General features: G+C 66.5%; 14 protein-coding genes. 7 read left to right on the forward strand and 7 right to left on the reverse strand.

The window, feature by feature from the left end:
• Positions 1 to 70 precede the first annotated feature (70 nt).
• Genes ACFFDA_RS15720 through ACFFDA_RS15730 form a run of 3 tightly spaced genes read left to right on the forward strand, consistent with a single transcriptional unit; the run spans position 71 to position 3,782 of the window.
• Positions 71 to 1,906, forward strand: coding sequence for a cation:proton antiporter (locus ACFFDA_RS15720; RefSeq protein WP_404481596.1), 1,836 nt, complete (start codon positions 71 to 73; stop codon positions 1,904 to 1,906).
• Entirely contained in the window at positions 1,903 to 2,532 is a 630-nt protein-coding gene (locus ACFFDA_RS15725; protein WP_404481598.1) for an OmpA family protein, read from the forward strand. Before ACFFDA_RS15720 ends, ACFFDA_RS15725 begins: the two co-directional genes overlap by 4 nt.
• 53 nt (positions 2,533 to 2,585) lie before the next feature.
• Positions 2,586 to 3,782, forward strand: a complete 1,197-nt coding sequence (locus tag ACFFDA_RS15730) for a GGDEF domain-containing protein (RefSeq protein WP_404481600.1) — start codon at positions 2,586 to 2,588, stop codon at positions 3,780 to 3,782.
• Positions 3,783 to 3,794: 12 nt separating this feature from the next.
• On the opposite strand, the gene ACFFDA_RS15735 is transcribed toward ACFFDA_RS15730, so the two are convergent.
• The 6 genes from ACFFDA_RS15735 to ACFFDA_RS15760 all read right to left on the reverse strand — a co-directional run bounded on the left by ACFFDA_RS15735 (position 3,795) and on the right by ACFFDA_RS15760 (position 12,461).
• Positions 3,795 to 5,138 carry a PepSY-associated TM helix domain-containing protein gene (locus tag ACFFDA_RS15735; RefSeq protein ID WP_404481602.1) on the reverse strand — a complete coding sequence of 448 codons (1,344 nt, stop codon included), beginning with the start codon at positions 5,136 to 5,138 and terminating at the stop codon, positions 3,795 to 3,797.
• Positions 5,135 to 5,713 carry a hypothetical protein gene (locus ACFFDA_RS15740; RefSeq protein ID WP_404481603.1) on the reverse strand — a complete coding sequence of 193 codons (579 nt, stop codon included), beginning with the start codon at positions 5,711 to 5,713 and terminating at the stop codon, positions 5,135 to 5,137. The genes ACFFDA_RS15735 and ACFFDA_RS15740 overlap by 4 nt, the downstream gene beginning before the upstream one ends.
• A 617-nt stretch (positions 5,714 to 6,330) precedes the next feature.
• The gene (locus ACFFDA_RS15745) at positions 6,331 to 7,299 is read right to left on the reverse strand and encodes an autotransporter outer membrane beta-barrel domain-containing protein (RefSeq protein ID WP_404481605.1); all 969 of its coding nucleotides are present in this window, start codon (positions 7,297 to 7,299) and stop codon (positions 6,331 to 6,333) included.
• Positions 7,184 to 9,067, reverse strand: coding sequence for a hypothetical protein (locus ACFFDA_RS15750; RefSeq protein ID WP_404481607.1), 1,884 nt, complete (start codon positions 9,065 to 9,067; stop codon positions 7,184 to 7,186). Before ACFFDA_RS15750 ends, ACFFDA_RS15745 begins: the two co-directional genes overlap by 116 nt.
• 232 nt (positions 9,068 to 9,299) lie before the next feature.
• On the reverse strand, positions 9,300 to 12,044 hold the full coding sequence (gene secA / locus ACFFDA_RS15755; RefSeq protein WP_404481609.1) for a preprotein translocase subunit SecA: 2,745 nt from the start codon (positions 12,042 to 12,044) through the stop codon (positions 9,300 to 9,302).
• A gap of 114 nt (positions 12,045 to 12,158) precedes the next feature.
• Positions 12,159 to 12,461: a hypothetical protein gene (locus ACFFDA_RS15760; protein ID WP_404481611.1), complete on the reverse strand. Its 303-nt coding sequence runs from the start codon at positions 12,459 to 12,461 to the stop codon at positions 12,159 to 12,161.
• Positions 12,462 to 12,612: 151 nt separating this feature from the next.
• Between ACFFDA_RS15760 and ACFFDA_RS15765 the strand changes: the two genes are divergently transcribed.
• The 4 genes from ACFFDA_RS15765 to ACFFDA_RS15780 are packed head-to-tail and all read left to right on the forward strand — an operon-like array spanning position 12,613 to position 16,305.
• Complete coding sequence (locus ACFFDA_RS15765; protein WP_404481613.1) at positions 12,613 to 13,611, forward strand: acyltransferase family protein; 999 nt, start codon at positions 12,613 to 12,615, stop codon at positions 13,609 to 13,611.
• 32 nt (positions 13,612 to 13,643) lie between these two features.
• The gene (gene argJ, locus ACFFDA_RS15770; RefSeq protein ID WP_404481615.1) at positions 13,644 to 14,870 is read left to right on the forward strand and encodes a bifunctional glutamate N-acetyltransferase/amino-acid acetyltransferase ArgJ; all 1,227 of its coding nucleotides are present in this window, start codon (positions 13,644 to 13,646) and stop codon (positions 14,868 to 14,870) included.
• 2 nt (positions 14,871 to 14,872) lie between these two features.
• Positions 14,873 to 15,496, forward strand: a complete 624-nt coding sequence (locus tag ACFFDA_RS15775) for a glutathione S-transferase family protein (protein ID WP_404481617.1) — start codon at positions 14,873 to 14,875, stop codon at positions 15,494 to 15,496.
• Entirely contained in the window at positions 15,493 to 16,305 is an 813-nt protein-coding gene (locus tag ACFFDA_RS15780) for an inositol monophosphatase family protein (protein WP_404481619.1), read from the forward strand. The genes ACFFDA_RS15775 and ACFFDA_RS15780 overlap by 4 nt, the downstream gene beginning before the upstream one ends.
• 88 nt (positions 16,306 to 16,393) lie before the next feature.
• Here the strand turns inward: ACFFDA_RS15780 and trxA are convergent, their stop codons facing one another.
• Complete coding sequence (gene trxA / locus ACFFDA_RS15785; RefSeq protein ID WP_404481621.1) at positions 16,394 to 16,714, reverse strand: thioredoxin; 321 nt, start codon at positions 16,712 to 16,714, stop codon at positions 16,394 to 16,396.
• Positions 16,715 to 16,722 lie beyond the last annotated feature (8 nt).

The raw sequence follows: 16,722 nt of genomic DNA on the forward strand, positions 1-16,722 counted from the left end.
CACGGCGCGTGCGCGGAAATCCGGCCATAGGCGGTTACCTTGTGCGCCCTCGTTGGTTATGCCCCACCATATGGAGCAACAAGCCCTCGTCTTCGCGCTGATCGGCATCCTCGGCATCGGCGCGCAGTGGATCGCATGGCGTACCGGCTGGCCGGCCATCGCCCTCATGCTCGCCGCCGGCGTCCTCGCGGGGCCCGTCACCGGCCTCGTCATGCCAGAGCAGACCTTCGGCGAACTGCTCAAGCCGATGGTCTCGGTCGCGGTGGCGCTGATCCTGTTCGAGGGTGGGCTCAGCCTCAATTTCCGGGAACTGCGCAAGACCGACGGCGCGGTCACTCGGCTGATGGTGATCGGCATCCCGCTGGGCTGGGTGCTCGGCTCGCTGGCCTGCTATTACGTGGCCGGGCTGGTGTGGCCGGTTGCGATCCTGTTCGCCGGCATCCTCGTCGTCACCGGACCCACCGTCGTCATCCCGCTGCTCCGCCAGAGCAACGTCGCGCCCCGCCCCCGCGCGATCCTCAAGTGGGAGGCCATCGTCAATGATCCGTTCGGCGCCCTGTGCGCCGTCATCACCTACGAATACCTGCGCCGCTCGGCCGAAGGCGGCACGCTGTTTTCGGTGGTCGCCGCGCTGCTGGCCGCAGCCGTGGTCGCCGGCCTGATAGGCTACGGCGTGGCACGGGCGATCGCCTGGGCCTTCCCCCGCGGCCATGTGCCCGAATACCTGAAGGCGCCGGTGCTGCTGGTGGCGGTGATCGGCACTTTCGTGCTCTCGAACCTGATCCAGCAGGAAACCGGCCTGCTCGCAGTCACGGTGATGGGCATCGCGATCGCCAACATGCGCCTCGATTCCTTGCGCGACATCCACCCGTTCAAGGAGAACGTGACGGTCCTCCTGATCTCGGGCGTCTTCGTGCTGCTCTCGGCTTCGCTCGACCTCGAGGTACTGCGCCATTTCGAGTGGCGCTTCATCGCCTTCCTCCTCGCCCTGCTGTTCCTCGTGCGCCCGGCGACGGTCCTGGCGAGCCTGGCCTTCAGCAAGATTCCCTGGAACGAGCGCCTGCTCGTCGCCTGGATCGCCCCGCGCGGCGTCGTCGCCGTCGCCGTCTCGGGCCTCTTCGCCCTGCGTCTCGACCAGCTGGGCTACGGCGACGGCTCGATCCTGGTGACACTGTCGTTCTCGGTGGTCATCGCCACGATCGTCGCCCACGGCTTCAGCATTCGCCACGTCGCGCGCTGGCTGGACGTAACCGGGGCGCCGCACAAGGGCTTGCTGATCGTCGGCAGCACCTCGTGGAGCCTCTCGCTGGCGCGGCAGCTGCGTCAGCTCGAACTGCCGGTGATGATCTCGGACACTAGCTGGCAGCGACTCGCCGCGCCGCGCCAGGCCGGTATCGACACCTACCACGGCGAGATCCTGGCCGAGTCGACCGAGGAGCGCCTCGACCTCACGCAGTTCCAGGTGCTCGTCGCGACCACCGAGAACGAGGCCTACAACGCCCTCGTCTGCAGCGAGTTCGCGCCCGACATCGGCCGCGATTCGGTCTACCAGCTCGGCGGCATGGGCGACGACGAGGACCATCGCAGTCTGCCCGAAGCCCTGCGCGGACGGGCGATGTTCGCCTCCGGGCTCGGTGTCGAGGAGATCCTGCAGCGCGAAAGCGCCGGTTGGGCCTTCCGCAAGACCCGCATCAGCGACCAGTTCGATTTCGCGGATGCCCAGGCAGCCCTGCCCGACGAAGCCCACATGCTCTTCGTCCTGCGCAAGGACGGCAAGATCCGCTTCTTCACCCACGCTTCGCGCCCGACGCCGCAACCCGGCGACGTGGTCGTATCCTACGGCCCCTCGCGCCACGGCGAACCCGACCCATCCCGCCAATCCCCGAAGAAGGAGGCGACCGCATGAGAGGCATGTCCGCAAAGTCCGCACTGATCGTCGCACCGTTGCTGCTGGCAGGCTGCCAGCCGAGCGAGCCCTCCGGCGACGACGCTAGCCGGGCCGCCGCGCCCGATACCCTGGACGACGTCGCGGCCAGCAATGCGCCCGACGATGCCCCCGACGATACCATCGTCAAGAAATCGATCATCCGCGCCGAAGTGGATACCGGCCCGGCCGAAGCACCACCGCTTGAACCCGCGCAAATCACCGTGCCGTTCCCGGCGAGAGGCGACCCCGATGCGGCCGGCCTTGCGCTGGTCGACGGGCTGATCGCCGGTCCGGCGTTCAAGGCCGGCGGGCCGATCACCATCTGGGGCCACAGCGATTCACGCGGCTCCGATGCCGATAACCTGGCCGCATCGCGCCGCCGCGCCGAGGCATTGCGCGCCTATCTCGAGGGCAAGGGCGTCGCACGAGGCCGCATCACCGTCATCCCGCTGGGCGAGAGCCGCCCCGTGGCGCCCAACCGCAAGCTCGACGGCAGCGACGATCCCGAAGGCCGGGCAAAGAACCGGCGCGTGGATATCCGGGTGGACCTTCCCTCCGATCGTCCGACACCTTCCGCAGATCGACGCACCGCAAGGCCGGAGTGACGGATTTTTTAACACCTTGATGTCAAGGCCTGCCTGCCAATCAGGGGCTGGGTATGCATTTGCCAGACGTCGACACACTCCGCCTTTGCAGCGTGCTCGCCTCGAGCGCGTTCGGGCTCGTCTTCACGACGCTGTGGCTGCGCAACGGTTCGGACCGGCACTTCGCCCTGTGGGGCCTGTCGTCGCTACTCTATGGCGGCGTCATCCTCGCATACGGGGTGACGCCGCCCGGAGCGGCGGGCATGATGACCTTGCTCTACGCGCTCCTCGGCCTGACCAACGTGCTATGCGTCGCCGGCGCCCGCCTGCTCGACGGCCAGCGGGCATACCAGCCGTGGATGCTCCTGCCCCTGCTTAGCACCGTGCTTGGCCACGGCCTGCCGATCGTGCTGACCGACCTCGAACTGATAGCTGCGAATAGCGCATGGCAGACAGCGGGTGATGCCTTGGGACTTGGCGTGTCGATGGCAACGTGCGGCGTGGCGCTCGGCTTCGGGCCTGGCGCTGCACGATATTCGGGGCGCCGCATGGCCGGTGTCGCGATGCTCGGATACCTCCCGGCCTATATCCTCCCGATTGTCTTCGCGATCTGGTCGCTGCCGGGTGCCGAGTGGATCGCCTTGCTCGCGATGCTATCGGACCAGGTGCTGCTGGGTGTCCTCAATCTCGGGCTGCTCGCGATCCCGGTCGAGCAGGTCCAGCGCCAGTTGCGCGACGCAGCCTTGCGCGATCCCCTGACCGGGACCTGGAATCGGGCTGGTCTGGACGAACTGAACCGCAGCTTCTCAATTCCGGGCGCCGCCGCCATCGCGCTCGACGTCGACCATTTCAAGACGATCAACGACCGCTTCGGCCATGCCGCCGGCGACGAAGTCCTCGCCACCATCGGCCGCGAGGCGCGCCAGCTTGCCGGCGACTATGCGGGTCAGGTCGCAAGGATCGGCGGCGACGAGTTCATCGTCCTGCTGCCGGCCGGCAGCGAAGCGCGCACGTTCGCCGCGATGCTCCAGGCTCGCTTGCGCGCGGTCGGGGAAGCCACGTCGGGATGGAGCGTGAGCGTCGGGGTCGGCGATGTGCTCACGAACGAGACGTCCCTGATCGGCGCCATCCGCCGTGCCGACGAATCGCTCTACGAAGCCAAGGCCCGCGGCCGGTCGCGCATCGCCGCCCTGGCAACGCCGCGCGACCGGCGTGGCTCGATTGAGGACGGTGCGTCATCGCCAAGGGCCCCTTCGCTGCGGTCGCAATGACGATTGCAGTCGTCAAACCCAGTAGAGCGCTCCGGCGAGGAGACTGGCCAGGCCCGCCAGCACCTGCAGCACCGCGCGATAGCGGGGGGGCGGCAAGGGCACGAAAGCGCTTGCCAGGATCAGCGCCGAGCCGATCCAGAAGATCGCGACGAACGGCGCTGCGTTCCCCAGCGTGAAGCGCGCGGCCAGTGTCAGCCCCAGGACCAGCGGCACGCCCCAGACGACCGCATCCCACGCCTTGAGCAGGCGCGGTTCGTCAAGGCCACGGCGGCGACGCTTGCCCAGCCAGATGTACGTCCCGGTCGCGCAGATCGCCGTCAGCCCGGTTCCGAACAGCAAGTAGGCCAGCTTGACCGGCAAGCCGCCGAAGTTGCCGAAATGCAGCCCGTAGTTCGACGCCGCCGCCTGCTGGCCGATCGCACCGTCGGATATGCCCGCGGTGCCTAGGAACCTGCCGCGTGCGTCGAAACGATAAGTCTCGCCGAAGATCAGGCGGCGCGGATGGGTCGCCGAGACCTGAATTTCCTGACCCGCCGTCAGCGGATCGTGGAGCGTGGCATAGGTGATCGTGACACCGGGGTAGTGCCGGGCCATGTAGGCGAGCGCGGTGGCGACATCGGGCACCGGGGCTTGCCGCTTGTCGGGCTTGCCTTCCTCGCCGAAGATCGGCTCGTACACCGCCTCGAGGTTGCCGCCATGGTTGAGCACCGCAAGCCCGTAGGCCGTCACGGTGCCGAGCCCGATGACCGCGCCGGTCAGCGCAAGCGCGATCGAGAACGGCAGCGACCACACGCTCATGCGGTTGTGCCAGTCGGCCAGGGCCAGGCCACCCCTGTCGCGGGCGCGCAGGCGGAAGGCATCGCGGAAGATGCGCGGGTGCGCGATCACGCCCGAGAGCGCCAGGGCCAGGATCATCACGCCAAGAGCCCCGACGAGAGTGATGCCGTATACGTCGGGAATGCTCAGCGTGTAGTGCAGCGCGACGAGGAAGTCCGACCAGGCGATTTCCTCGGGCCCCGCCAGGCTTCCGTCAGGACGGACGTGGACGGCCTGGGTATCGGTGGTGATCGTCGTGCGCGGCAGGTCCTCGACCGGCAGGTGGACGTAGAGGTGCGTCGTCTTCGGCTTGCCGCGCTCGGAATCGAGCACGGACGTCACGGCCCTCTGGACGGCACCTGGCGTGACCGCCGCCATTTCGGGCGCGTCGGCCTGCTCGAAGCGCTGCAACTCGGGGTAGAATACCGCGATCGTGCCCGTCAGGCACACGATGTAGAGCAGCGCGCCGGCGACGAGGCCGATCGCGGCATGGCCCGCCAGCGCCTGCTTCACGGTGGACGGTTCGGGCGCCGTGGTCATGACAGGATTCCCGTTGCCAGCATCGGCCAGGTGGGCAGACTGGAGATCGCCAGCACCTTGAACTGGCCCTTCCGCGCCGGCTGCATCAGCACGGCATAGGCGATCAGGCCCCATGCCAGCGGTGCGAGGAAGAATGCGGTGGCGTAGGCATCGGCGGCACCCCACCCGGCCCAGAGGCCGAGCGCGCTCGCTGCAAGCGATGCTCCGACCGCCAACAATGCCGAGACTATGGCCACCAGCACGAACGTGAACAGACGCCCGGCGATGCGCAGCGGCTCGGACCCTTCCGGCAACATGCCGACGCGCCGGTTGGACGCCGGAGTCTTGCCGGAGCGAGAGGAAAGCCCGGCCGCGGCCAGGACCAGGAAGGCAGCGCCCATCGCCCACAAGGCCGCTACCGCCACCCCCCAGGCGCCGGCCGACGCCCAGCCGCAGGCAGCGCCGACCAGCAGCGCACCCCACCCCGCACCGTTGAGCCCGAGCGAACGGCGCGGCCGGGACCATGCCGCGCGCAGCACGGCGACACCGACCAACGAAATCGCTACGGCGAGGATGAGCAGAGCGTCGCCCGACATCAGCGGTGGTCAGCCGACGGCCATCGAACGGCGAATCCAGGCATGCGCATCAGGTCCCCTCGGCGTAACTCCTCGTCAGGCCGTAATGCGCATCATTTTCATTATCAAGCGGCGCCTGGGTCGGATGTCCGCATGCTTGCGGGTGCCCCGATGGCACTAATGCCGGGAAAAGCGACGGACGACCGTCATTCACCGCCGTCCGCGAGCCATTTGGATCGGGCATGGCGTCGGATTTTCGCATTGCAGCATTGGCAGATGCCGACAAAATGCGATCCATCCCAAGTCACCATCCGACGGTTCGGGGCATGTCGACCGAGCTTGCAGCGAATACCGTTATAAATAGCGGATAAAACTGGCATTTCTTCCCCTTTGAACGTCTCGCCCCGAAGACGTTCATGAAAAAACGAAGCACTCAGTTACCGCCATAAGCTGCTCGTGCGGGGGAGGAGCTAACACTGCTCGTTGTGTGCTGCAATGCACATATTTCCGATATTCGCCCACCCGGTTCCGCCCGGTCGGCGTCCACTCAGATCGACATGCGAATCCCCACCGCCAGCGCGACGAAGGGGACGCAGCTCTCGCCACGCCCCCTTCAATCGCGGACCGCGCGTTGGCGGTCAGAACTTGATCGATGCACCCATCGTGGCACGATCGGCGTGGTAATCGCCGTTGCGTACGATCGCGTATTCGAGGCGCAGCTTGATCGCGTTGCTCGCCTTGATGCCCAGCAGTGCGCCGGCCTCGAACGAATCCTTGTCGGCCTCGACGCTGGAGACCAGCCAGTTCGCCGCCCCCAGTTGAGCGACGCGCACCGCGGTCGCGTCCTTGAGTTCGTGGCGCCAGTTTCCGAACAGCCCGGCCTCCACCGGGTTGCCCACGCCGATCGCCAGTTCGGCGCCCAGCTTCGTCCTCGCGCTGGTCCACTTCTCCTTGGGGAGCGTCAGCGCGACCGTGGCCGAGCCGCCTTCGGACGTGGCATTGGCCGAACTGCGGGCGATCTCGATCCCGGCGACCGGCCGGATCACCGAACGATCGCCCAGTTTCAGGTCCAGCTTCGCCTCGAGCGCCGCCGTCCAGGTCTTGATCTTGTAGCTGTCGGTGGCCTGGAGGCTTCCTGTGGTCAGGCCGACCGTGCGGACGGTATCGACGCTGGCCTTGTTGTAGCCGATCACGCCGCCCAGCGACAGGCTGCCGAAACGATGGGCGCCATAGGCGAAGACCGATGCCGTATCGATGTCGGCCGTGCTGCCGACGGCGCTGCCGATGTCGCCGTCGCTGAAGCTGCCGCCGATGCCCAGCCGCGTCCCATCGACGTTCACCACGCTGATGCCGGCGACCAGACCCTTGGCGTTGCGGTTGTAGCCATAGGCGGTGCCGTCCTCGCCGACGTCGGTCGACTGGCCGAGGTAGCGCCCCCAAACGGTCGCGCCCTTGCTCGTGGAATCGGTGCCGCACCCTTGCGCCGCGCTTTCAGGAGCCGGCTCGGTGAACTGGCCGGGCGTCTGGACCGCAGGCGGGCAGCCCCAGGGCTCCTGCGCGGCGGTGAGCGCGGTCTGGCTGACGTCCCGCGCCGAAGCCAGCGCCATCTGCAGCGTATCGGCATGGATTTCGCCGCTGATCTGCGAGAAGGCATAACCGAGCTGTTCGCCGTTGAACCCGTAGAGCCCGTCGTAGAGCGGCAGGAACGCACCCGTGCGGGCGCCCGCTGCCGGACGGAAGGGATCGAGCCCGCCCGCGGCCGAGATTGCGTTGCGCTTCCAGCCGCTGGCCGTGCCGAACGTCGCGTAGCTGATCGGAGTCGTCGCCAGCGTGACGCTGGTCGGGCGATAGATCACGTCGAAGCGCGTGTTCGCCGCCAGTCCCGACGTGGGCTGGATGACCGAATTCGAACGCCCCGGTGCCCACCGCCCCGCCTTCGACCACGGTGAAGGTATCGCCCACAACGGGCGTGAAGGTGTTGTTGCCGCCGGTGATCCCGCGCAGGGTCGGCGCGACCACGCCGTTGGGCTCGAAGGTCGCGCCCGTGGTCAGGGCGAGACGATCGTAAGTGCCCGCCCCGCCGGCCGCGTCGTAGGTCCGCCCGTCGATTTCCACCGCGAACGTCGCATCGTCGGCCAGCGTGACGTCGCCGGCCGCGACGACCAGGGTGCCGGGGCTGTTGCCCGGCGCCAGCGTGCCGCCCGATCCCACCGCGACGTCGGCGACGATCGTGCCGGTGCCGCCCAGGGTCGCGCCCGAGCCGACCGTGACGTTCAGGCTCGACAGCGCCGAGTTGACCGCCAGGGTGCCCGCGTTGACCGCGAAGCCTTCGTTGATCGTGCTGATGGCGTTCGACAACGTCAGCGTGCCTTCACCCACCTTGGTCATGCCGCCCGCGCCGGTGAGGCCACCAGTGAGGTCGACGTCGAAGCCGTTGGTGTCGATCGTGCCGCCCTGGGTCTGCACCGTCAGCGCCGTGCTGATCGCAGCGCCGGTATCGGATTGCAGGGTGCCGCCCACGAAGTTGGGATTGACGTCACCGTCGGTCAGTTCGGTCGTGGTGTAGAAGGACTTGGCCAGGTCGATGTCGGGCGTATTGCCGCCGGGGATCGGGATCAGCACGTCCGAACCCCGGGTGATGTCGGTCAGCGGATCGAAGTCGACGTTGGCGTTGGCACCCGGGATCGCGTTACCGAAGCCGTCGACGTAGACGTAGCCGGAGTGGGCACCGTAAGGGCAGTCGAGCGCGACGAAGAGCAGATCGTAGTCGTGGCCCGCGATCATGTCGATGTCCTCGACCTTCCAGTCGCTGGTGACGTAGCGACCGGCGGTGCGGAAGATCGTGGTGTTCTGCGCGGTGTAGGCGCTGTAGGCGATGTTGTTGATGACCTTGCCGGTCGTCTTGTCGACCACCTTGATGATGAACGAAGGGCTGTCGGTGGGACCGTGCGAAGGTTCCAGCACCGCGTTCCAGGCATAATATAGCTTGTTGCCGGCATAGCCGTTGACCGTCTGCGCCAGCGCGGTGACGCCGTAGTTCGGCGTGAAGTCGTTGAGGCGGATCGCATGGTTGCCCGCAAAGACGGTGGGCGTGCCGGTGAAGGGATCGACGTCCCCGGCATTGGTGATGGTGACCGAGTTGGGCGCACCGGCCCAGGTCGAATCCACTGGCGGCCAGACCGCCGTGCTGGTCCAGGTGCCTCCGCTCAGAACCCATCCGCTCGCATCGCCGGTCTCGAACCCGGGATTGACGACGCTCTGGGCAAGGGCCGGCGCCGCCAGCGCCAGAGAGATGCCAAGGGCGGTGACCGAGACGGCCGACTTTATGCCCGCGCCCTTCAGGCCCAACGAGTTAGGTGTCGCACTACCAAACATGAGTTCCCCCTCATAGAAGCCCTGATGCTTCTACGACGGAGCTAATCTACGGAAAGGATCATTGGTAGTAATCAACGTCGTTATAAATATTACAAGAGTTGTTAAATTATTAACAACACAAACTGCACAGAAGTTTACTTCAATTTGCACCTTGGTGAAAATTACGTAGTTCAAATAAAAAGGCGCCGCCCGGCTCGAGACCGGACGGCGCCTTGTGTTCACTTTTTGACTTTCAGGCCAGCACGCCGTGGCAATGCTTGTACTTGTTGCCCGAACCACAAGGGCACGGCGCGTTGCGGCTGATCGCCAGGTCGGCGTAGGGATTGCCCTGCGCGGCCCCGGCCTCCGTCGGCGCGATACCCTGCGGGCTTCCGGCGAAGGAGCCGAACAGCGCGGGGTTGAGCGAGGACCCGTCGCCATCGACGGAATCGTCGAGGCCGGTGAAGGGATCGATGTGGCCGGTGAGGAAGTCCGGCAGTTCGGGCAGTTGCGCGGGCTCGGGCATGCGCAGTTCGCTGACCGAGATGATCCGCGTCACGTCCTCGCGGATGGTTTCCAGCATGCGCTCGAACAGGCTGAAGGCTTCCTGCTTGTATTCGTTGATCGGCTGCTTCTGCGCATAGGCGCGCAGGAAGACCACCTGCCGCAGCGCGTCGAGAGTGGCGAGGTGCTCCTTCCAGAAATGGTCGAGGCGATCGAGAAGGATCGACTTCTCGACCTGCCGCCAGATCGCGGGATCGTCCTGCGCCATCTTCGCGGCCATGTGCTCGTCGGCCATCGCGGCGAGGCGTTCCTCGATATCCTGCGGCTCGATACCGTCCTCCTCGATCCACGCCTCGATGGGCGCGTCGAGGTTGAGGATATCCTTGGCGCGCTCCTTGAGTTCCTCGACCTTCCAGTGCTCGGGATAGGAGCCCGCGGGGCAGGCGTCGGCGACGATCGCGTTGACGGTGTCCTGCCGCATCTCGACGACGACGTCGTCGACCGTCTCGGCGTCCATGATGTCGGCGCGCTGCTCGTAGATGACCTTGCGCTGGTCGTTCATCACGTCGTCGTATTCGACGACCTGCTTGCGCACTTCGTAGTTGCGCGCCTCGACCTTCTTCTGCGCGGTCTCGATGGCCTTCGACAGCCACTTCGACCCGATCGCCTCGCCATCGGCCAGGTTGTTGTTCATCATCTTGGAGAACAGCGTGTCGGGACCGAAGATGCGCAGGAGGTCGTCCTCCAGGCACAGGTAGAACTTGGACAGGCCCGGATCGCCCTGGCGACCCGAACGACCGCGCAACTGGTTGTCGATGCGGCGGCTTTCGTGGCGCTCGGTGCCGATCACGCACAGGCCGCCGGCTTCGAGCACGAGGCGCTTCTGTTCGCCGACCTCGGCCTTGATCTTGGCGATGGCGGCGTCGCGCTCCGGCCCTTCCGGCACGTCGCGCAGTTCGTCCTCGACGCGAAACTCGACGTTGCCGCCAAGCTGGATGTCGGTGCCGCGCCCGGCCATGTTGGTGGCGATCGTCACCGCGCCGAGCGAACCGGCCTGCGCGACGATGTGCGCCTCCATCTCGTGGAAGCGGGCGTTGAGGACCGAGTGCTTGACGCCTTCCTTGTTGAGGAAGTCCGACAGCAGTTCCGACTTCTCGATCGACACAGTGCCGACGAGGACGGGCTGGCCGGTTTCGTACTTGGTGCGGATCAGCTTGGCGATGGCTGCGAACTTGTCGAGCGTGTTCTTGTAGAACTCGTCCTCCTCGTCGACGCGCATGACGGGCACGTTGGTCGGGATGGTGACGACGTTCATCTTGTAGATGTCGTAGAACTCGCCCGCCTCGGTCGCGGCGGTGCCGGTCATCCCCGAAAGCTTGGGGTACATGCGGAAATAGTTCTGGAAGGTGATCGAGGCGAGCGTCTGGTTCTCGGGCTCGATGCGCACGCCTTCCTTGGCCTCGACCGCCTGGTGAAGGCCGTTCGACCAGCGCCGGCCATCCATCATGCGGCCGGTGAACTCGTCGATGATGACGACCTTGTCGTCCTTGAGGATGTAGTCGGTGTCTCGCTTGAACATGACCACCGCCTTGAGGCTCTGGTCGAGGTGGTGGACCACCTGGGTGTTCTCGACGTCGTAGAGGTTAGAGCCTTCGAGCAGGCCGGCGGCCTCGAGCATGCGCTCGGCCTTCTCGACGCCGTCCTCGGTGAGCGAGATGTTCTTGGTCTTCTCGTCGGCCTCGTAGTCCTCGGGCACCAGTTGCTTCACGATGGCGTCGACCTGGACGTAGAGCTCGCTCTTGTCGTCGGTGGGCCCCGAAATGATCAGCGGCGTGCGCGCCTCGTCGATCAGGATCGAGTCCACCTCGTCGACGATGGCGAAGTTGAACGGGCGCTGCACCATCTGGCTGCGCTCGTGCTTCATGTTGTCGCGCAGGTAGTCGAAGCCGAACTCGTTGTTGGTGCCGTAAGTGATGTCCGCCGCGTAGGCCTCGCGACGCTCCCACTCGTTGAGGTTGGGCACGATCACGCCGACCGTGAGGCCCAGGAACCCGTGCAGCTTCTCCATCTGCTCGGCGTCGCGACGGGCGAGATAGTCGTTGACGGTGACGACGTGGACGCCCTTGCCTTCGAGCGCGTTGAGGTAAGTCGCGGTCGTTGCCACCAGGGTCTTGCCCTCGCCGGTGCGCATCTCGGCGATCTCGCCGCGATGAAGCACCATGCCGCCGATCAACTGCACGTCGAAGTGGCGCAGCCCGAACACGCGCTTGGAGGTCTCGCGCACGGTGGCGAAGGCTTCGGGCAGCAGGTCGTCGAGCGTGGAGCCATTCGCCAGCATTTCGCGGAACTTGGGCGTCTGCGCCGCCAGTTCCTCGTCGCTGAAGGCTTCCAGCGCGGGCTCGAAGGCGTTGATCTGCGCGACGATCTTGTCGAGCGACTTGACGTAACGCTCGTTGGACGAGCCGAAGATGGACTTGACGAGTGCGCCGAGCATGGCGGGAAACCCCTGTATTTCGTGAATGCGTATGATCGAAAGTCGCGCGCCGGGACCATTGCCCAGGCGCGTCGAAAGCTCGCGAGGAAGCGAAATGTTGCGCAGCTTTCCGCGTTATTCGCGGGCGCGGTCTATGCCTGTAAGCACGGTCGCCACGACGACCGGGGCCGGCGCGACGATGCGCGGCGGGGCATGGAGACGGGTATTGCGCAAGCCCGGTTCGGGCAGCCGCGCCAGTGCGACGGGCGCTTTCGGCGCCTTGGCCGCGACCAGTTCGCGCGACGCGACCACCTGCACGCTCGTCGCCTGCGACAGGCGCGCTTCCGCCGGGCCGATCTGTGCGGCCAGGCCCGTCAGCAGGGCAAGCAGGGTCAGGAACAGGCGATGGACCATCGCAGACCAGATAAGGACGAGCATCCGACGTGTCCACCAGACAGATGTATGCCGCGAACAGATTTTCCTCTCACCCGTCACCCCGACGAATCTCACTTACGCGTCATTAAGCATTTTTCGCTAGGAGCGGGTCATCGGATACGGGGGGCTCATGAAGAGCGGGCAAGCGGACAGGATGGTTCTGCTGGACGGCATTCGCGGCCTCGCCGCGATCGGTGTCGTGCTGTTTCACGTCCAGTTCGACGATGTGACGATGGCGTTTTCTCGCGGCTACCTGTTCGTCGACCTGTTCTTCCTCCTGTCCGGCTTCGTCATCACCCTGGCGTTCGAACCCCGCTTCGCGAGGGGCCTTGGCGTGGGCCGCTTCTTCGCCCAGCGCCTGAGCCGCTTCCGGCCGTTGATCCTCGTTGGCGCGTCGCTGGGCATATTGGGGCTGGTCGCGCGCGGGCAGCCGCTGAGTTTGAGCCTCGCCGCCTTCGCGCTCGGCGTCGGAATGATCCCGCTTCCCTCGCGGGGGCCGATCTTTCCGGTCAACGGGCCGCAATGGTCGCTGTTTCTCGAACTGATGGCCAATGCCCTGCATGCGGTGCTGCTGCATCGGCTGCGCAGCCGCACCCTGCTGGCCATCGCAGCGGCGAGCGCGATCGCCATGATGTTGCTCGCAGCCAAAGCGGGGACTCTCGACCTCGGCTTAACAGGAGGCCAGTTCCCCGCGGCGGTGGCGCGGACCGGGTGGTCGTACATCCTCGGCGTGATCCTCGCCCGCCGCTGGCGTGTTGCTCCGCCCGCGCGACTGGCCGACTGGCGCGTCTGCCTGGTGCTGCCCGTGGTGGTCGTCTGCGTGCTGCCGTTCCTACCCGGCCCCGACTGGCTTCGCGATGTCGCGGTGGTCATGCTCGTGTTCCCGACCGTGTTCTGGATGGCCGCCGCGGCAAGCCCCCCGGTTTGGGCACGGCGACCGCTCGCCGCGCTAGGCGCGATTTCCTTCCCGCTTTACGCGGTGCACATGCCGATCCTCATTCTCGGCAACCATCTGGGCGACCTTCCCGGCAGGATCGTCGCCGCCGCCATGGCCCTGACCCTGGCCACGCTTCTCGCCATGGTCTCCGGCCGGCGCGCGGGCCCCGCCGCCGACACCCCGGTATCGCCGCGCGCATCGTTCGCCGACGCTTGACCTGTCACAACCATGCGCTAGTCGCTCAGGCCATGGCCTACCCCGTCTCCCCGCTCGCCTCGCCCTTCCCCGCCCTGCCCGAGATCGCGGGCGTCACGCCCCACGTCGTGCGCGCCGGGTACAAGGACTGGGGCCGCTGCGACCTGACTTACGTCGCGTTCGAGAAAGGCACGGCCGTCGCCGGCGTCTTCACACGAAACCTGTGCTGCTCGACCGAGGTGGAACTGGGCCGCGAGAACGTGGCATCGGGCCGCGCCCGCGCGCTGGTGGTAAACGCCGGCAATTCGAACGCCTTCACCGGGTACAGGGGCCGCGAGGCGGTCGAGCAGATCATGGAGCAAGTCTCCGTGCACTTGGGCTGCGGCAAGGAGGAGGTCTTCGTCTCCTCCACCGGCGTCATCGGTGTGCCGCTGCCCAAGGACAAGGCGCGCGAAGGCGTTGCCAAGGCCCTCGAAGCCGCACCCTGCAGCTGGGAGGACGCCGCGAACACCATCGCCACCACCGACACTTTCCCCAAGGGTGCGACGGCCACGGCCATGATCGGCGGCACGAAAATCACGATCAGCGCCATCATCAAGGGTTCGGGCATGATCGCGCCCGACATGGCAACGATGCTGGGCTACCTCTTCACCGATGCCGCGGTCGAGCCGGGCTTCCTGCAACAGTGCCTTTCGGCGGCGAACCAGCGCACGTTCTCTTGCATCACGGTCGATTCCGATACCTCGACCAGCGACACCGTGCTCGCCTTCGCTACCGGCAAGGCCGGCAACACCCGCCTCGCCTCCTTCGAGAGCCCCGGTGCGGACGCCTTCGCGGCGGCCATCCATGACGTGTGCCGCCAACTCGCCCACCTCGTGGTGCGCGACGGCGAAGGCGCGCAAAAGTTCATCGCCGTGGCCGTGACCGGCGCCGTCTCGGACGAGAGCGCCCGCAAGGTCGGCATGGCCATCGCCAACTCGCCGCTGGTCAAGACCGCCATCGCCGGCGAGGACGCCAACTGGGGCCGCGTCGTCATGGCTGTCGGCAAGGCGGGCGAACCGGCCGATCGCGACAAGCTCTCGATCGGATTCGGTGGCACCTGGGCAGCGCGCGAGGGCCTGCCGCTGGCCGACTACGACGAAGCCCCCGTCGCTGCCCATCTCAAGGGCCAGGACGTCACCATCGAGGTCGACCTGGGCCTCGGCGAAGGCAGCGCGACGGTCTGGACCTGCGACCTGACGCACGGCTACATCTCGATCAACGCCGACTACCGGAGCTGAGAATGACCGCACCCGCATTCACGATCTGGGGCCGGTTGAACTCCCACAACGTCAAGAAAGTCGCCTGGTTCGCCGAAGAACTGGGGCTTGCCTACGTGCGCCACGATGTCGGCCGGCAGTTCGGCTTCAGCGAGGACTATCTCGCCAAGAACCCCAACCGGCTTATCCCGACGATCGAGGACGGCAAGGTGGTGCTCTGGGAATCGAACGCGATCCTGCGCTACATGGCGGCCGAATACGGCGGCGAGCGCTGGTTCGCCCGCGATCCGATCGACCGCGCGCTCGCGGATCGCTGGATGGACTGGCAGTTCACCTACGCCGCCGCGCAGGGCGTGCCTTTCCTCAGCCACGCCCGCATCCCCCGCCAGGATTGGGATCACGACGCCATCGCCCGCGGTATCGACGAATGCGCCCGCCACCTTGCGGTAATGGACAAGTACCTGGGCGAGAAGCCCTGGCTCTCGGGCGGCCAATTCGGGATCGGCGACATCCCCATGGGCGTCTATGCCTATACGTGGTTCAGCCTCGCCTTCGAAAAGCCTGAGTTTCCCGCCGTGGCCGACTGGTATGCCCGCATCCGGCAGCGGCCGGGCTTCGCTAGCCAGGTCATGATCCCGCTGACATGATGACGCCTGCCCTCCACGCCGCCGTCGAGACGATCATGCGCGAAGCCAGCGACCGCGCGATCCTGCCCCATTACCAGTCGCTCGCCGCCAGCGAGATCGACAACAAGGCGATCGACGACCTCGTCACGGTGGCCGACCGCGAGGCCGAGGCGATGCTCACCGAACGCCTCGCCGCGCTTCTACCCGAAGCTGCGGTGGTCGGCGAGGAGGCCGTCTTCGAAGACGCCTCGGTGATGGAACGCCTCAAGGACCGGCTGTGCTGGATCGTCGACCCGCTCGACGGCACCAACAACTTCGCCGCCGGCAAGCCACCCTTCGGCGTACTCGTCGCGCTCGCGGACAAGGGCGAGATTCTCGGCGGGTGGATACTCGACTGCCTTTCCGGCCGGTTCTGCAAGGCGGGCCTGGGCACCGGCGCCTGGATCGACGGCGAGCGGATCAGCGCGCGCACCACCGGCGACGAGCCTCCCGTCGCTGCGATCTCCACGCTGTTCCTCGATCCCGAGGCGCGCGAGAAAGTGCGGGCGCACATCGCGCCGCACTATCGCCTCGTCGACATCCCCCGCTGCGCCGCCGAACAGTACCCGCGCCTGGTGACCGGAGTGAACGACCTCTCCGTGTTCAACCGCACCCTGCCCTGGGACCACGCGGCGGGCGTGCTGTTCCTCAACGAAGCCGGCGGAAAGGCCGCCCGTCCCGACGGCAGCCCCTACCGCGCCGACGAATACGAACGCCGCGACCTCATCGGCGCGGCAAGCCCGGCCCTGTGGGACGCCTTCGCTCAGATCGTGGCGCAGATAGAGCAGTAATTCGAGAGCCGGCTGAACGAACAAGAAAACCCCCGTCGCTTCGCAGCGACGGGGGCTCATCCTGATATGCGACCTGTCGGTCAGGCGATCACAGTTCGCCTTCGAGCCAGCCCTTGAGCGCGTTCTTGGGCGCCGCGCCGAGCTTCTGGGCGACCGGCTGGCCGTCCTTGAACAGCACCAGGAGCGGGATCGACTTCACGCCGATCTGCGCCGGAATGCCGGTGTTGGCCATGATGTCCATCTTCGCGATGACGACCTTGTCGGCCAGTTCCTCGCCAATCTCTTCCAGGGCCGGGCCGATCATCTTGCACGGACCGCACCAGTCCGCCCAGAAATCGACGAGGACGGGCTTGTCGGACTTGAGGACGTCGTCCTCGAAGCTGGCGTCGGTAACGGCAATGGTAGACATCGAAAGGG

The sequence above is a fragment of the Novosphingobium sp. BL-52-GroH genome (genome assembly GCF_044813085.1).
GTDB lineage: Bacteria > Pseudomonadota > Alphaproteobacteria > Sphingomonadales > Sphingomonadaceae > Novosphingobium.

Coding starts and splice junctions, on each gene's coding strand:
- ACFFDA_RS15720 (WP_404481596.1), top strand. CDS start 71: ATGGAGCAACAAGCCCTCGTCTTCGCGCTGATCGGCATCCTCGGCATC.
- ACFFDA_RS15725 (WP_404481598.1), top strand. CDS start 1,903: ATGAGAGGCATGTCCGCAAAGTCCGCACTGATCGTCGCACCGTTGCTG.
- ACFFDA_RS15730 (WP_404481600.1), top strand. CDS start 2,586: ATGCATTTGCCAGACGTCGACACACTCCGCCTTTGCAGCGTGCTCGCC.
- ACFFDA_RS15735 (WP_404481602.1), bottom strand. CDS start 5,138: ATGACCACGGCGCCCGAACCGTCCACCGTGAAGCAGGCGCTGGCGGGC.
- ACFFDA_RS15740 (WP_404481603.1), bottom strand. CDS start 5,713: ATGTCGGGCGACGCTCTGCTCATCCTCGCCGTAGCGATTTCGTTGGTC.
- ACFFDA_RS15745 (WP_404481605.1), bottom strand. CDS start 7,299: ATGGCGCTGGCTTCGGCGCGGGACGTCAGCCAGACCGCGCTCACCGCC.
- ACFFDA_RS15750 (WP_404481607.1), bottom strand. CDS start 9,067: ATGTTTGGTAGTGCGACACCTAACTCGTTGGGCCTGAAGGGCGCGGGC.
- secA (WP_404481609.1), bottom strand. CDS start 12,044: ATGCTCGGCGCACTCGTCAAGTCCATCTTCGGCTCGTCCAACGAGCGT.
- ACFFDA_RS15760 (WP_404481611.1), bottom strand. CDS start 12,461: ATGCTCGTCCTTATCTGGTCTGCGATGGTCCATCGCCTGTTCCTGACC.
- ACFFDA_RS15765 (WP_404481613.1), top strand. CDS start 12,613: ATGGTTCTGCTGGACGGCATTCGCGGCCTCGCCGCGATCGGTGTCGTG.
- argJ (WP_404481615.1), top strand. CDS start 13,644: ATGGCCTACCCCGTCTCCCCGCTCGCCTCGCCCTTCCCCGCCCTGCCC.
- ACFFDA_RS15775 (WP_404481617.1), top strand. CDS start 14,873: ATGACCGCACCCGCATTCACGATCTGGGGCCGGTTGAACTCCCACAAC.
- ACFFDA_RS15780 (WP_404481619.1), top strand. CDS start 15,493: ATGATGACGCCTGCCCTCCACGCCGCCGTCGAGACGATCATGCGCGAA.
- trxA (WP_404481621.1), bottom strand. CDS start 16,714: ATGTCTACCATTGCCGTTACCGACGCCAGCTTCGAGGACGACGTCCTC.